Below are 15,400 nucleotides of genomic sequence, written 5' to 3'. Positions count from 1 at the left end.
CCCGCCGGGCACGGGATTCCCGGGTTGCCGACTTATTCTGAATGGGTGAGCACGTCATCCACAGCAGACCCCGCCACGGTGGGGACGTCCGGCCTGCTCACGCCCCCGGACCAACTGCGCGATCGCCTCATCCTGGTGGTGGATGACGATGCCACAGTCTCCGAGGTCGTCTGCAGCTACCTGCGCTCGGCCGGTTTCCAGGTCGAGAGCGTCGCCGATGGGGGGACCGCCGTCGAGACGGCCGCACGCATCCGACCGGATCTCGTCGTGCTCGACCGTATGCTGCCCGGAATCGACGGGGTCGAGGTGTGCCGCCGCATCCGTGCGGAACGGGCGGTGCCGGTGATCATGCTCACCGCACTCCGCGAGGAGGAGGATCGCATCGACGGCCTCGAAGCCGGTGCCGATGACTACCTCGCCAAGCCGTTTTCGCCCCGCGAGCTCGTGCTGCGGGTGAAGTCCGTGCTGCGCCGCAGCCTCACCGAGTTCTCACCGGAGGCGCCCATCGACGCGGGGGACTTCCACCTGGATGTGTCCTCCCGCCAATTGACCCTGCGCGGGGAAGCGGTCTCGCTCACCATCCGCGAGTTCGACCTGATCGCCTTCCTGCTGCGACATCCCCGGCAGGTATTCGGTCGGGAGGAGTTGCTGCGTGCGGTCTGGGGCTGGGAGTTCGGAGACCTCTCCACAGTCACCGTGCACGTACGCCGGCTGCGGGAGAAGATCGAGCGGGATGCCGCGCATCCCACCGTTCTCAACACGGTGTGGGGCGTGGGCTACCGCTTCGACGTCGAACCGGCGGTGACCGAATGAGCATGAACGACCTGTTGGTCGTTTCTCTGCTCGCCCTCGGCTGCGCCGTGGTGGTGGGGGTGGTGTCCCTCGTGGTGCTGCGCTTCATGACCCGCTCCTCGCTGGTCTTGCAGCTCTGTGTCGTGGCGCTCGCCGCGGTGCTGTCGATCGCCGGAGGGGTGTGGCTCGCCGCATCCGTGATGCTGGTGACCCCGCACGACCTCACGGTGTTGCTCTCCGTGGCCGCGATCGCCGGTGTCGTCTCCCTCGCGCTCGCCGCGCTGCTCGGCCGCTCCCTGGTGCGCAACAGCCGCCAGCTGATCGCCGCGACCCGGCGCATCGGCACTGAAGAGGCGATGGGCGAGCAGGTTCGGCACTCGAGCAACGAGTTCGCGGCCCTCGCACTCGAACTGACAGCCACCAACAGCCGGCTTGCCGAGTCCCGCGCCCGCGAGGCGCTCGCCGAGAATTCGCGCCGGGAACTCGTGGCGTGGATCTCTCACGACCTCCGCACTCCTCTCGCCGGCATCCGCGCGATGGCCGAAGCTCTCGAAGACGGGATGGTCGACGAGCCGGAGCGGTATTACGTGAAGGTGCGCAGCCAGGTCGACCGGATGAGCGGAATGGTCGACGATCTCAATGAGCTGTCCCGCATCCACTCCGGGTCGCTGCGGCTGTCGATGCAGAAGGTGTCGCTCTACGACCTGATCAGCGATGTGGTGGCCGAACTCGGTCCCTTCGCCGAGTCCCGCTCGATCTCACTCATCGGCGATGGTGCTCGCGAGCTCACGATCCTCGCCGACCCCCGCGAGATCTCCCGGGTGGTCGGCAACCTGGTCATGAACTCGATCCAGCATTCGCCGGCCGGTAGCCCCATCACCGTGAGTGCGCGCCAGAGCGACGACGGACTCGCGGTGATCTCGGTCATCGATGCCGCTGGCGGTATCCCGGAGAAGGACCTCGGGCGTGTCTTCGAAGCCGGATGGCGCGCGAGCAACTCCCGCACCCCGGAGACCGCGACGACCCGGTCCGGCGGCGCGGGGCTCGGGCTCGCGATCGTGCAGGGGATCGTGCAGGCCCACCGCGGCCGCGTGGTCGTGCAGAATGTGCCCGGCGGATGCCGCTTCGACGTGTTCCTCCCGCCGAGCCCCGCTGACGGCTCGCCCTCGCTCGCCGGGGCGACCGCGTGAGCGTCGCCACCCGGCCAGCGACCGGACTCAGCCGCAGGGCAGCCACGGCCTTGGCGGCATTCGCCGGCGTCGTGTCGGCCGCTGTCGTGCTGGGCGTCGCCGAAGTCGTCTCGCTGTTCGTCGGCGCCGCGGGCAGCCCGCTCTTCGCGGTCGGATCCCTCGTGATCGACCTGGCGCCCGCCGGCGTCAAGGAGTTCATGATCGCGGTCTTCGGCACCGGCGACAAGGCAGCGCTCCTGGCGCTGATGGGCACCCTCATCGTCGTGATCTCGGCGGCGGCCGGAGTGCTCGAACTCCGCCGCCCGCCATTCGGGGTGATCCTGCTCGGCATCGGCGGAGTCGTCGCGGTCGTCGCCGTGGTGACCCGCGCGGGAGCCACCGGGTTCAACGGCATCGCCGCGGTGGTGGGCGGTGTCACCGGCGTGGTGGTGCTGCGCATCGCCATCGAAAGACTCGGCCTCTGGCAGCGGGCGACCGAGCGAAGCGCCACCGCAGCCCGCGTGCCGGGACGCACTCCGGCCGGCCCGCAGTTCGAGCGGCGGAGATTCCTCACGCTCGCAGTCGTCGCGGGTGCGGCATCGGTCGTCGCGGGCACCGGCGCCCGGCTCATGAACGCGACGTCGACGAAGGTCGCCGCCCTCCGCACCAAGCTCACCCTGCCGAAGGCCGCCGTGCCCGCGGAGCCGGTGCCGGCCGCGGCCATGATCGACGTGGAGGGCATCTCGCCGTTCGTCACGCCGACCGCCGACTTCTACCGCATCGACACGGCGCTGCAGGTGCCGTCGATCGACCCGGACAAGTGGATGCTCACCGTCACCGGCATGGTCGAGAACGAGGTGACCCTGAGCTTCGCCGAGCTGCTCAAGCTGCCTCTCGAGGAGCATCTCGCCACGCTCACCTGCGTGTCGAACGATGTGGGCGGCGACCTCATCGGCAACGCGCTCTGGCTGGGGTACCCGATCCGCGCCCTGCTGGCCCAGGCGAAGCCGAAGGCGGGAGCGGACATGGTGTTGTCCACCAGCATCGACGGATTCACCGCCGGTACGCCCCTGTCGGTGCTTCAGGACGACGGCACGAATGCCCTGCTCGCTGTGGGTATGAACGGCACGCCGCTGCCGCTCGAACACGGCTTCCCGGTGCGGATGGTCGTGCCCGGCCTCTACGGCTACGTCTCGGCCACTAAGTGGGTCGTCGAGCTCAAGGTGACGAAGTTCTCGGAGGACCAGGGCTACTGGACCCCGCGCGGCTGGGACGCGAAAGGCCCCATCAAGCTGGCCTCCCGTATCGACACACCGCTCGCCGGAGCCGCGATCTCGGCGGGTACCGTCGCCATCGCCGGGGTTGCCTGGGAGCAGCACGTCGGCGTGAAATCCGTCGAGGTTCAGGTCGACGATGGACCGTGGGTCGAGGCCACGCTCGCCGACTCGCTCTCCGCGGACACCTGGCGCCAGTGGGTCTACCGCTGGCCGGCCTCAGCGGGCTCGCACCGCATCCAGGTGCGGGCGACGGATGCCGCCGGCAAGACCCAGGGCCAGACCTACCAGTCGCCCGCCCCGAATGGTTCAGAGGGCTGGCACTCGATCACGGTCAGCGTCAGCTGACGGCCGCCCGCAGCGGCGCGTTCGCGAATTCGGCCATACCCTCGTCGAAGCTCACGCCGGGCCTCCAGCCCAGTTCCGACTTCAGGCGCTCGGATGACGCGGTGATGTGCCGCACGTCACCGAGGCGGTACTCACCGGTCGTCACCGGCTCCGGTCCGCCGGAATAGCGGCTGAGGGCGGAGGCGAGGTCCCCGATCGTGTGCACGATTCCGCTTCCGACATTGAACGCGCGAAACTGTTCACCCGGTGCGGCGAGCGATTCGATCGCGGCGAGGTTGGCGGATGCCACATCGCGCACATGCACGAAGTCCCGCCGCTGCGCGCCGTCCTCGAACACACGGGGTGCTTCACCGCGCTCGAGCGCCGAGCGGAAGAGCGAGGCGACCCCGGCATAGGGCGTGTTCTGCGGCATCCCCGGTCCGTAGGCGTTGTGGTACCTCAGAGCGACGGCGCGGCCGCCGGTGGACCGAGCCCAGGCCGCGGCCAGGTGTTCCTGCGCGAGCTTCGAGGCAGCGTAGACGTTGCGCGGGTCGAGAGGGGCATCCTCGGAGATGAGCTCGGGCAGCAGCGGGCCGCCGCGCTCATCCAGCGGATCGAAGTGCCCGGCATCGAGATCCTCGACCCTTCGGGCTGCTGGCCGGGTCGATCGCCCGGAGCTGTCACGGTAATTTCCCTCGCCGTAGACCACCATGGAGGATGCCACCACCAGGCGGTCCACCCCGGACTGCGCCATCGCGGCGAGCAGCACCGCCGTGCCGAGGTCGTTGCTGCCGATGTAGTCGGGCGCGTCGTCGAAGGACACTCCGAGGCCGACCTTCGCGGCCTGGTGGCAGACGACATCCACTCCGAAGAGAGCAACGGCCAGGGCATCGGTGTCGCGCACATCGGCCCGCACGAATTCGACCCTGGGGTCCGGGTGGTAGTCGCCTCCGTGCACGTCCGGGCGGAGGGAATCCAGAACTCGAACGCGCCACCCCTTCTCGAGAGCTGCCTCGACGATCGCGGAGCCGATGAATCCGGCGCCGCCCGTGATCAATACCGTGGTCATCGTGCCTCTCCCGCCTCGCGTACCGGCCGGGCCAGCACCGCCTCGACCTCGGCCGGATCGATGCTCTGCCGGGGACTGTAGCCCTCGGGAAGCGCGCGGATGATCGTCTCGATCGCCGCGACGATACGGGGCTGGGCCGCGGCGAGGCGCTTCAGAACGAGTTCGTGGCTCACGGCATCCGGATCCACCTCGCCGGGTCGAGGCGAAAGTCCCGCGTCGCTGTCGGTGACGTAAGACAGGTTGACCGTGTCGATGTTGAGTTCGGCGGCGAGCGGCACCTCCGGGTACATCGTCATGTTGACCGTGTGCGCTCCGGCCGCGGCGAACCAGAGAGACTCTGCGCGGGTCGAGAAGCGTGGGCCCTGGATCACGACGACGGTTCCGGAGGTGGCGATCGTCTCACCGGCCAGCGCTTGCACAGCGATCTCGTGAAGTTCGGGTGCGAAGGGATCCGCCGCTGCCAGGTGCTGCACGGAGCCCTGATCGTAGAAGGTGTCGGGTCGCCCGCTGGTGCGGTCGATGAACTGGTCGGTGAGCACGAGCGTTCCCGGCGGATAGTCGGCGGTCACGCCCCCGACGGCGGAGGACGAGAGGATGACGCGCACCCCGAGACTCGCGAGCGCCCAGATGTTCGCCCGGTAATTGATGAGGTGTGGGGCCACCGAATGGTGCACTCCATGCCGGGTGAGGAAGGCCGCGCGCCGCCCGCCGAGCTCGCCGAGGGTGACCTCGGTGGGGCCGTAGGGTGTCTCGATGCGGCGCTTCTCGCTCTCGGCCGGGTCGAACAGAGAGTAGAGGCCGGAACCTCCGATGACGGCGACGGTGACCTCGTGCGGGAGTGGGGGAGTCATCCCCCCATTCTTCCAGCGTTCCGGGTTTCGAGCTGTCGCGAGCTTTCTCGAACTGTCTCGCGGTGGGATGCGGTGGGTTGCGGTGGGTTGCGGCTGGCGGTGCCGCATCCGCGCCCCGTTGATTTCGCTTTGCGTGTGATTCGACTCGGGGGAAGATGCGACTTCACGCGTCGCAGAGTCGCAACGACCCCCGACTCGAATCGTGGGCGGTGGGACCGACCGCCGCGAGATTCGACCGTGAACCGGCGAGCTGAGCGACCCCCACATTGCGCCGAGAGCGAGACCGAACCCCGGGCGACGCTCTACCGGCTACAGTCATTCAGTGGCACATCTCCTGGGCGCCGAGTCCCTTCACCTCGAATATCCCACCCGTGTCATCTTCGACAAGGTCACGATCGGCCTCGATGAGGGCAATCGCATCGGCGTCGTCGGACGCAACGGAGACGGCAAGTCGACCCTCCTGCGCCTGCTGAGCGGACGCATCGAACCGGATGCCGGCCGCGTCACGCGCCGCAACGGCGTCACGCTCGGGATGCTGGACCAGGCCGACCTCCTGCCGGAGGACCTGGTGGTCAAAGACGCCATCGTCGGCGACAAGGACGAGTACGAGTGGGCCGGGGACGCCCGCATCCGCGACGTGATCGACGGCCTGCTGCTGGACGTGCCGTGGGAAGCCACGATCGGGGCCCTGAGCGGCGGTCAAAGAAGGCGCGTCGCTCTCGCCAAACTGCTCGTGGGTGACTGGGACGTCATCTTCCTCGACGAGCCCACCAACCACCTCGACGTCGAGGGCATCGCCTGGCTCGCCGGGCACCTCAACAAGCGCTGGTCGCCCAACCAGGGCGGGCTCATCGTCGTGACCCACGATCGGTGGTTCCTCGACGAGGTCTCCACCGACACGTGGGAGGTCCACGACCAGATCATCGAGCCGTTCGAGGGCGGATACGCGGCGTACATCCTGCAGCGTGTCGAGCGCGACGAGCTCGCCGCGACCATGGAGTCGAAGCGCCAGAACCTCGCGCGCAAGGAGCTCGCCTGGCTGCGCCGCGGCGCCCCGGCCCGCAGCACCAAGCCCAAGTTCCGGATGGATGCCGCGTACGAGTTGATCTCGAACGAACCTCCTCCCCGCGACACCGTCGCCCTCAGTCAGCTCGCCACCGCGCGCCTCGGCAAGGACGTCGTCGACCTGCTCGACGTCGGAGTCACCTACGGCGGAACGACGGATGCCGACGGCAAGACCACCGGCGGCGCCGAGATCCTTAAGGACATCGAGTGGCGGGTCGCTCCGGGTGAGCGCACCGGCATCCTCGGGGTGAACGGCGCGGGCAAGTCCACTCTGCTCAGCCTGATCGCCGGCACGCTGCTCCCCACGAGCGGCCGGGTCAAGCGCGGCAAGACGATCCGGGTCGCCATCCTGAGCCAGCAGCTCGGAGAGCTCGCCGACATCCTCGAAGACCGGGTGATGGATGTCATCGCCCGCCAGAAGAGCTCCTACGTCACCGGCGGCAAGGAACTCACCCCCGGCCAGCTGCTCGAGCGCATGGGGTTCATGTCCGCCCAGCTGAGCACCAAGGTGAAGGACCTGTCCGGTGGTCAGCGCCGGCGACTGCAGCTGTTGCTCATCCTGCTCGGAGAGCCGAACGTGCTGATCCTCGACGAGCCGACCAACGATCTCGACACCGACATCCTCGCCGCCATCGAAGACCTGCTCGACTCCTGGCCGGGAACGCTGCTCGTGGTCAGCCACGACCGTTACCTGCTCGAACGCGTCACCGACAACCAGTACGCCATCCTGGACAAGCGGATGCGGCATCTGCCCGGCGGCGTCGACCAGTACCTGCAGCTGCGGTCCCAGCAGACCACGAAGGGGCTCACGGTCACCGAGACCCACAAGGCCGAAGGGGCGTCGCCGGAGAAGAAGGCGACCGTCAACTCGAAGGGGCGCACCAAGCTCACCGGCGCCGAGCTGCGCAACGCGCAGAAAGAGCTGGGATCGGTCAGCCGCAAGCTCGAGAAGGTCACCACCCAGATCTCGTCGATCCACGATCGCTTCGCCAGCCACGACCAGGGGGACTTCACCGGGCTCGCAGCGCTGCAGGGGGAGCTCAAGCCCCTGGAGGATTCGATGGCAGAGCTCGAGCTGCGCTGGCTCGAACTCAGCGAGGTGCTCGAGGCGTAAACCGCAACGCGCTCGTCGCGCGGGTCGGCCCGGAGGAGCGGCACAACTAGTGTCGTACCGTGCACACCTCCCGTTCTCGCGTTGCCGGGCTCGGTGTCTACCTTCCCGAAACCACCCGTTCGACCGCGCAGACGGAGGCCGATCTCCGTCGCCACAACCCGACCCTGAAGCTGGCGACGGGCATGATCGGCCGCATCACCGGGGTCAAGACCGTGCACCTCCGGCCGCCGGGCTGGCAGACCTCCGACCTCGCCGTCGCCGCGGCCCGGAGCGCCCTCGCCGATTCGCCCGGCCCGATCGACCTTCTCCTCTTCGCCAGCGCGAGCCAGGATCTGATCGAACCGGCCACGAGCCACATCGTCGCCTCGAAGCTGGGACTCGACTGCCCCGTCATGGACATCAAAAACGCCTGCAACAGCGTGCTCAACGCGATGCAGGTGGCGGATGCCCTCATCACGAGCGGCCAGTACGAGCGGGTGCTCATCGCGAGCGGCGAGCAGCCCTCGCATGCTGTGCGGTGGCGCCTCGAGGGCAAAGACCAGTTCCTGCGCTCATTCCCCGGCTACACGATGAGCGACGGGGGAGCGGCGGTCGTCCTCGAGCGCAGCGGTGACCATTCGGGAATCCTCGGCTCCACATTCGTCGCGGTCTCGAGTCACTGGCAGATCGGCACGCTGGGCACCGGTGGATCGATGGACCCGCACGCCGACAACGGAAGTCACTTCGACATGGACGGCCCCGCACTGCAGCAGGCCTTTCTCGATCTCGGACCGGATGCCGTGTTGGCGACCCTGCAGAAGCTCGATCTGCACTGGAACGACTTCGACCTCGTGGCCATCCACCAGGTGGCACTGCCCTACCTCCCGCCGATCTTCGAACGGCTCGGGGTGGCCGACGACAAGACCATCATCACGATCGAGGATCACGGCAATCTCGCTTCGGTCACCCTTCCCCTTCAACTGCTGCTGGCGCGGGATGCCGGACGCATCGGGGAGGGCAGCCTCGTGGCGCTCATCGGGTTGGCCGGCGGCATCAGTCTCGGCGTGATGGTGCTGCGACTGTGAATGCCTCGCTGCCCCGGCTCGCGGTGGTCGTGCCCGTCTTCAACGAAACCGCCTGGATCCGCCCGACACTCGCCGCCCTCGCCGCGCAGGTCGACCAGGACTTCGATGTCGTGTTCGTCGATAACGGTTCCACAGACGATTCGGTGGCAATCATCGAGGAGTTCACGGCGGATCGCCCGCGGTGGCGAGTGATCCATGAACCGCAGAAGGGCACCGGAGCCGCGGCGGATACCGGGATGCGCGCCGCCATCGCCGCCGGGGCCGGAATCCTCGCCCGCACCGACGCCGACTGTCTTCCCCGGCGCGACTGGACGGCGAGCATGCGTCGGGCGCTCACCACCGAAGGGCTCCAGCTGGTCGGCGGGGAACTCGTTCCCCGCACCGACGAGGGGCTCCCCTGGTTCACGCGCCTCGGACTTCGCGGTGCTGTGCATCTCGCCGAAGCGTTCGGCCGGGTGCGTAAAGACAACCGCTCGCCGCAGTATCTCGGGCCCTACATGATGGCCGCCGGTTGCAATGTGGGCATCACGGCCGAGCTCTACCGGCAGAGCGGCGGATTCCCCCGCACCCGCATCGAGGACCTCCACGAGGATCGTGCCCTGGTGAACGCCGTGCGCCGCATCACGCCGCACTACGCTCGTCGCGGAGACATCGTGGTCTTCGGATCGAGTCGCCGGGTGAACGCCTGGGGTCTGAAGAACACCCTGCTCTGGTACAAGGATCACCGGTACCGGCCAGAGCACGTGGACATCCGATGACCAGCCCCGCCGGCCACCGGGCGAGGCGGTGGGAGGAGCGAGTGATGCGTTCGGCCCATCCGATCGCCTATCCCGCCCTGCGGATGGCACGAGGCCCCGTTCTCCGGGTGCCGGGCCTCGGCATCCTCGTGCGAGACGCGGCGCTGCTGCGAAGCACCCTTCTCAACACCGCGAGCTTCACCAAGACCGGCCCGGGCTCTCCTTCGGATCTCTGGACGGGTGTGCTCGGACCCAGCGTGCTTCTCAACATGGAAGGCGCGGACCATCAGGCACTTCGGCGCAAACTCGCCCCGATCTTCGCGCCCTCGTATGTCGAGACCCTGGTGGCCGCGAGCCTCGGCGAGCCGCTGGCTCGGCTCACGCGCCGACTGGCGGGGGGAGAGCCTGTCGACCTGGTGGAGGAGGTGCGGCGCTATTCCAGCATCGCCATCAGTCGCCTGGTGGGGCTGGATTCCGCGGAGTTGACCGCCGATCTGTTCCACAAGGTCTCCTCCATCACCTCGATGGTGCGTCTCACTCGAAGCACGCTCACGCCCTCCGAGGTCACGAAGGCCCGGGTGGTGATGGCGGAGCTCGGAGCGCACGCCCAGCGCGCCTACCGCTCGGGCGACGAGCAGACGGTTCCGGGACGGATGCGCGCGCTCGGCCTCACCGAGGCCGAGGCGCTCGGCGCCGTCGGCGCCTTCGTCCTCACCGGCACGGAGACTCTCGTCTCTTATATTCCCCGATTGGTATGCCTGCTCGTCGATACTGCGTGGCTGCCGCTCGTCGCAGCCGATCGGACTCTCATCGAACCGGCGATCGCCGAGGGTCTCCGGGTGACGACACCCTCCCCGGTCATGCTCCGCTCCGTGGTGGCGGCCGACTCGATCGGCCCGGTGGCCGTGCGGCCCGGAGACCGGGTGATCCTCGCGACTTTCGCGGCCAACCGGGCGCTCGGCCCCTTCGATCCGGCGGCCAACACCGCCGCGACGCTTCGCCAGCTGTGGTTCGGCGCGGGGTCCCATTTCTGTCTCGGCGCCCCTCTCGCCATGGCCCAGATCCGTATCGTGTTGGATTCACTGCTCGACGCGTTCCCGGACGGCGGCCTCCGAGTGCTCTCCCGTCGCCCCGCGCGCGGAGTGCTGATTCCGGGCTACGCCAAGGTGGTGATCGGCGGATGAGCATCGACCTGCTCGATGCGCTGCTGGACACGTGCCGTGAGCATCCGGATGCCCCGGCCGTCAGCCAAGGGCGGCGCACCCTCTCCTATGGCGAGCTCGACGCCCGCATCGCCTCGGTCGCGGCGGCGCTGAAGGCGGCGGGACTACGGGCCGGGGATCGCGTGCTCTTCTCGGTTCGTCCCAGCCTCGACGGCATCTGTCTCGCCCTCGGGGTCATCGCCGCGGGCGGCACCGTGGTCTTCGCCGACCCCGGGGCGGGGGAGGAGATGTTCCGGGCACGGGCTGCGCTCGCAGCACCCCGCTGGGTGGCGGCGGAATCGCTGCTCTACCTCGCGTCCTCCGGGCCGCTGAAGCCCATTGCACGTCGTCGTGGGCTGGAACTACCGCCCTACTCGGCCGTGGTGCCGGATGCCCGCCACATCTACGCCGGATCGTGGCTGCCGGGCGTGCCGCTCCGGGCGTTGCGGCTCCGCTCCCTGCTCGCCGGTGGTCGAGACCTGCTCGCCGGTGGTCGAGTAGAGAGCGCCAGCGACCGTACCGAGACCCGGTCGGAAGCCCTCATCATCTTCACCAGCGGCACCACCGCGCATCCCCGGGCAGTGGTGCACTCGCGCACCTCCCTCGGAACCGGGCTCGCCGGCTTCGCCGCGCACGTTCGATTCGCCCCCGGGGACCGCCTGCTCACCGATCAGCTGATGATCGGCATCCCGGGCCTCATCGCCGGAGCGCACTGGCGCCTGCCCGCCGTCGGCACCGACCCGGGCGCGGGGCCCGCCCACTACCTCGACGTGCTGCCCGGAACCGATTCTCTCTTCCTGGTGCCGGCAGCCCTCGCAGCCCTGCTCACCCTGCTCGAGGATCACCCGGAGAAGACCCCCCAGCTCAGCACCCTGCTGATCGGGGGAGCCCCGGTGTTGCGGCCACTTCTCGAGCGGGTGAAGCGGATCTGGCCGACAGTACGCGTGTGCGCGATCTACGGCATGACGGAGATCCTGCCGGTGGCGATCGCCGATGGCGACGAGAAGCTCGCCTTCACGGGGCCGGGCGACTACGTCGGCACGGTGCTCCCCAGCATCCGCGCCCGCATCGAGACGAACGCGACGGGCGACGGGGAGTTGGTGCTCGCGGGGGAGGGCCTCGCGCTCGGCTATCTGGCCGACCTTCCCGAGCATCCGCTCGTCTCGCTGGGCACCGGGGATCTCGCGGAGCTGCACGGCGAGACCCTGGTGTTGCGCGGCCGGAGCAAGGATATGTTCATTCGAGGCTCGACTAACGTCTATCCGGGGCTCTACGAACCGGTGATTGCGGGCATCGCCGGCGTCGCGGACGTGGCGATGGTGGGAGTCGCGGACGAGATCGGCGACGACGTGATCGTGCTGGTGATCGTGCCCAGCGACGGCGTTCCCCGCGGGTTCGGCTCGACGCACCCGGTGATCGCCACCGTGAGCGCCGCACTGCCCGGACTCGTGGATGCCGCGGTGCTGCCCGACCTCGTGCTCGTCGCCGCAGACCTGCCGCGCGCGGGTCGCAGCAGCAAATTGGACCGCGCCGCCCTGCGCGCTGCCGTTTCCCACCACCTGAAGTCAGGGAGCTGACATGCGGATCGCGGTCACGGGGGCGAGCGGGTTCATCGGCGGCGTCATCGCGTCTGCCCTCGCGATGCCCGAGTTCGATCACGAGGTGATCGGGTACGGTCGCACGCCCGGCGGCTGGTCGTATCGCAGCCACGTGGCCAACGCCAGCCATTACCGCATCTGGGACGTCGCCCGAGGGCGGCTGACGACCGACGTGCACGTGGATGCCGTCGTGCACTGCGCAGCCCTTGCCGACGACTGGGCACCGCTGGACGCGGCGATGCGCGCGAACAGCGAGGGAACGCGCAATGTCGTGCGCAGTTTCCCCGGGGCACGCATCGTGCACCTGTCCACCTCAAGCGTGTACGACGCCTTCGTGCCGACCGTCAACGCGGTCGAATCGGAGGCGCCGGCGACGCGATTCCTCAGTTCCTACTCCCAGTCGAAGGTGGCCGCGGAGGCCCAGCTGGTCGGCGCAGACGCCGTGATCCTGCGTCCGCATGCGGTCTACGGCGCGGGGGACACGACCCTCCTGCCCCGTCTGCTCGCAGGCATCCGCCGTGGCCGTCTCTCGCTGCCTGAGGGTGCTGCCGTCGAGCACACCCTCACCCACATCGACAATCTCGTCGCGGCCGTGATCCTTGCGCTCGACCCCGAGGCGCCCCCTGGCGTCTTCAACGTCGGGGATGACGCCCCCGTGCTGCTGAGCGAGGTGCTCACCGAACTGCTAGCGAGGAAGGGACGTTCGGACGTCAGACTCCACAGCATCCCGTACGGCACAGCGTTCGCGTTCGCGTCAGCGGTCGAGCTCGGGCATCGGGTGAGCGGGCGCGGTCGGCCCCGGGTGACCCGCTATGCGGTGAGCCAGTTGGGTCTCGAGCGAACGCTCGACCTGACCGCAGCCCGGCAGCAGCTCGGCTACAGACCCCGTTCCACGTGCCTCGCCGGCGCCGAGCGCTGGTAGCCGCGGGACTCGATACGCTCGCTGGCGCTCGCTCCTCGACCGGCGGGCCGCTGGTCGAGTAGGGCGCTCAGCGCCCGTATCGAGACCCGACCTTCTGCACCACGAGTGACCGATAGGCCGGAATCAGCACCCGCTTGCCGTACTCCCGCGAGACGACCCGGAATGGCCTGCCGTCGCCCACGAGCAGCTGCACCATCGCCGTGAGTTCCGCCCGGGCGAGCGGACCGCCGAGGCACAGGTGCCGCCCCGCCCCAAACCACAGCTGGCGGTTCTGCGGGATGTACGCGCGATCGATGCGGTATTCACCGGCGAGGTTGTTGGCGGTCCAGGTGAGCACGACGATGCGCTCCCCGGCCCTGAGGGTGCGACCGCCGATCTCGAGGTCGGCGAGTACCGAGCGGCCGATGATCGGGGCCGGGGAGGTCACGCGGAGGGCCTCCCGCACGGCGCCCTCGGTGAATTCGGGGTGCTCGATCAGCCGGTTTTGCTCTCCGGTGTCGAAGAGGAGGGCGGCGGTTCGGGCCATGGCGGATGCCGCTGTCTCGGTGCCGGCGACCATCAGCAGCGTCGAGAGCCCCTTCGTCTCCCGCACCGAGAGTCCGAGATCGCGGCATCGTCCGATCACGGTCGCGGAGGATGCGGTGGCGAAGGATGCGTCGATGTGGCCGGTGAGCCTCTCCACGATCTCCCTGGCCTTCGCGATCTTCTCGGCGGGGAGCACGGTGTCGGAGGTCGTGCCGAGCGCGATGGCGGCGAGCTCCTCGCCGGTTTCGAAGATCGAGCGATAGGTCTCGTCCGTTGCATCCGGAACGTGCATGCCGAGCAGGGTGACCACCATCTGGCCGACGAGGATTCGGCTGAGGTCGGCCACGTCGAGCGGTTCACCCGCCTCGAAGGATGCCCGGGCCCGCGTCATCCGATCGCCCCAGGCCGTCGCGACGAACGCCACACTCGTCTTCTCCGTGAAGAGTTCGCGACTGCGGGTGCGGAGGTCGTAGTGTCCGGCACCGTCGAAGAGGTCGTAGACCCAATCACCGAGGATCTGCGCCCAGAGGTGCCCGACCCCGCCCTCGCTCAGCAGGGTGAAGTGCTCCGGGTCGTTGAGCACTGCTCGCGCGGTGAGCGGATCCGCGGTGATCCAGCCGAGCCTCGGCACCCTGAGCAGTGGCTTGGCGAAGGTGCCGACCCAGTTGAGCCAGGGGAGTGCGGGTCGTGCGGCCGTGAGCAACCGGTGCTCGTGGGCGGCGGCGCCGGTGCCGCGTCCGTCGCGCCACGGCGCCAGTCGGCGTTCGCGGACGGGGGCGGTGAGGTCCTCAGCAACGGGCACGTGCCCAACCTATCCGCTGCCGGGAAAGCCGGTCGCTAGTGTGAGGGCCATGGGAGAAACGAATCGGGCCTATGACCGCGTGCTCCGTTATGGGTCGAATTCTGATCGAGTTCAGTTCTTCAGCGATGCGGTGTTCGCCATCGCCATGACACTCCTGGTGATCGATATCACCGTGCCGGTGATCGCCAATGGGCCGTCGGTGACCCAGGCCACGCTGGATCCGAAGCTCTGGAAGGCACTCGGCGACGAGTTCCCGCAGTTCCTGGCCTACGGGCTCAGCTTCGCGGTGATCGGAGCAAGTTGGGCGGGACATCACCGCATGTTCGCCCTGATGCGCCGATTCGACGGCACGCTCGTCTCGATGAATCTTCTGCTGCTCTTCTTCATCGCATTCGTGCCATTCCCGACCAGTCTGCTCAGCGAATACGGAAGCACGATGCCGGCGGTGGTGCTCTATGCGGGCAATGTCGCCGTGATCAGCCTGCTGCAGTTCGCGCTCCTCGCCTACTCCTACCGGCGCGGCTATCTCGACGAGAGAGTGGATGTCGGCCTGTATCGCTATGTCCGCCGCAACCTCCTGACGACCCCGACGATCTTCCTGCTCTCGATTCCCATCGGTTTCGTGTTCGGAGCGGTCTGGGCCCTCTATTTCTGGATCGCACTGCTGCCCGTCAACATCATCGTCGGCCGCTACGAGCCCCGTGTGATCCCTAAGAAACCGCTTGCACTTTAAGAAGTTCATGCATATGAAGGTCAAACTCCTGTTGTTCATCTGCACGCAGGTTGCTGGCCACGTCCCTGAGGGCAGGCGTTCAAGCACCGAATATTGACTCCTCTCGTGCCCACCCCGGGTGCTTACCCGAGCACGAAGGAATCCGAACCATGACGG

General features: G+C 68.4%; 13 protein-coding genes. 10 read left to right on the top strand and 3 right to left on the bottom strand.

Annotated features, from left to right (window positions below):
• Positions 1 to 45 precede the first annotated feature (45 nt).
• The 3 genes from VLI63_RS12320 to VLI63_RS12310 are packed head-to-tail and all read left to right on the top strand — an operon-like array spanning position 46 to position 3,583.
• The gene (locus VLI63_RS12320) at positions 46 to 813 is read left to right on the top strand and encodes a response regulator (RefSeq protein ID WP_409157124.1); all 768 of its coding nucleotides are present in this window, start codon (positions 46 to 48) and stop codon (positions 811 to 813) included.
• A complete protein-coding gene (locus tag VLI63_RS12315) occupies positions 810 to 1,982 on the top strand; it encodes a sensor histidine kinase (RefSeq protein WP_409157123.1) in 1,173 nt (390 codons plus the stop codon). Before VLI63_RS12320 ends, VLI63_RS12315 begins: the two co-directional genes overlap by 4 nt.
• Complete coding sequence (locus VLI63_RS12310; RefSeq protein WP_409157122.1) at positions 1,979 to 3,583, top strand: molybdopterin-dependent oxidoreductase; 1,605 nt, start codon at positions 1,979 to 1,981, stop codon at positions 3,581 to 3,583. The genes VLI63_RS12315 and VLI63_RS12310 overlap by 4 nt, the downstream gene beginning before the upstream one ends.
• Here the strand turns inward: VLI63_RS12310 and VLI63_RS12305 are convergent.
• Entirely contained in the window at positions 3,576 to 4,631 is a 1,056-nt protein-coding gene (locus VLI63_RS12305; protein ID WP_409157121.1) for an NAD-dependent epimerase/dehydratase family protein, read from the bottom strand. The two genes, VLI63_RS12310 and VLI63_RS12305, sit on opposite strands and share 8 nt — an antisense overlap.
• A complete protein-coding gene (locus VLI63_RS12300; protein ID WP_409157120.1) occupies positions 4,628 to 5,482 on the bottom strand; it encodes an MTAP family purine nucleoside phosphorylase in 855 nt (284 codons plus the stop codon). The genes VLI63_RS12305 and VLI63_RS12300 overlap by 4 nt, the downstream gene beginning before the upstream one ends.
• A gap of 322 nt (positions 5,483 to 5,804) precedes the next feature.
• Here VLI63_RS12300 and VLI63_RS12295 point away from each other — a divergent pair, with 322 nt between their 5' ends.
• Genes VLI63_RS12295 through VLI63_RS12270 form a run of 6 tightly spaced genes read left to right on the top strand, consistent with a single transcriptional unit; the run spans position 5,805 to position 13,184 of the window.
• Complete coding sequence (locus tag VLI63_RS12295; RefSeq protein WP_409157119.1) at positions 5,805 to 7,661, top strand: ABC-F family ATP-binding cassette domain-containing protein; 1,857 nt, start codon at positions 5,805 to 5,807, stop codon at positions 7,659 to 7,661.
• 59 nt (positions 7,662 to 7,720) lie between these two features.
• On the top strand, positions 7,721 to 8,725 hold the full coding sequence (locus VLI63_RS12290; protein WP_409157118.1) for a 3-oxoacyl-ACP synthase III family protein: 1,005 nt from the start codon (positions 7,721 to 7,723) through the stop codon (positions 8,723 to 8,725).
• Positions 8,722 to 9,483 (top strand): glycosyltransferase family 2 protein, encoded by a 762-nt coding sequence (locus VLI63_RS12285; RefSeq protein WP_409157117.1) that lies wholly within the window; start codon positions 8,722 to 8,724, stop codon positions 9,481 to 9,483. The genes VLI63_RS12290 and VLI63_RS12285 overlap by 4 nt, the downstream gene beginning before the upstream one ends.
• Positions 9,484 to 9,527: 44 nt before the next feature.
• Positions 9,528 to 10,646, top strand: a complete 1,119-nt coding sequence (locus VLI63_RS12280) for a cytochrome P450 (protein WP_409157116.1) — start codon at positions 9,528 to 9,530, stop codon at positions 10,644 to 10,646.
• Positions 10,643 to 12,241, top strand: coding sequence for a class I adenylate-forming enzyme family protein (locus tag VLI63_RS12275; RefSeq protein WP_409157115.1), 1,599 nt, complete (start codon positions 10,643 to 10,645; stop codon positions 12,239 to 12,241). Before VLI63_RS12280 ends, VLI63_RS12275 begins: the two co-directional genes overlap by 4 nt.
• A 1-nt stretch (position 12,242) precedes the next feature.
• Positions 12,243 to 13,184, top strand: coding sequence for an NAD-dependent epimerase/dehydratase family protein (locus tag VLI63_RS12270; protein WP_409157114.1), 942 nt, complete (start codon positions 12,243 to 12,245; stop codon positions 13,182 to 13,184).
• 67 nt (positions 13,185 to 13,251) lie between these two features.
• Here VLI63_RS12270 and VLI63_RS12265 read toward each other — a convergent pair whose 3' ends face one another.
• Positions 13,252 to 14,511, bottom strand: coding sequence for a cytochrome P450 (locus tag VLI63_RS12265; RefSeq protein ID WP_409157113.1), 1,260 nt, complete (start codon positions 14,509 to 14,511; stop codon positions 13,252 to 13,254).
• A 49-nt stretch (positions 14,512 to 14,560) separates the two neighbouring features.
• Here VLI63_RS12265 and VLI63_RS12260 point away from each other — a divergent pair, with 49 nt between their 5' ends.
• Positions 14,561 to 15,244, top strand: coding sequence for a TMEM175 family protein (locus VLI63_RS12260; RefSeq protein WP_409157112.1), 684 nt, complete (start codon positions 14,561 to 14,563; stop codon positions 15,242 to 15,244).
• Positions 15,245 to 15,400: the final 156 nt, after the last annotated feature.

This window comes from Lacisediminihabitans sp. H27-G8 (assembly GCF_046156175.1).
GTDB lineage: Bacteria > Actinomycetota > Actinomycetes > Actinomycetales > Microbacteriaceae > Lacisediminihabitans.
The sequence above is the reverse complement of the archived record's forward strand: the minus strand, read 5'-3'. Positions and strand labels throughout refer to the sequence as shown.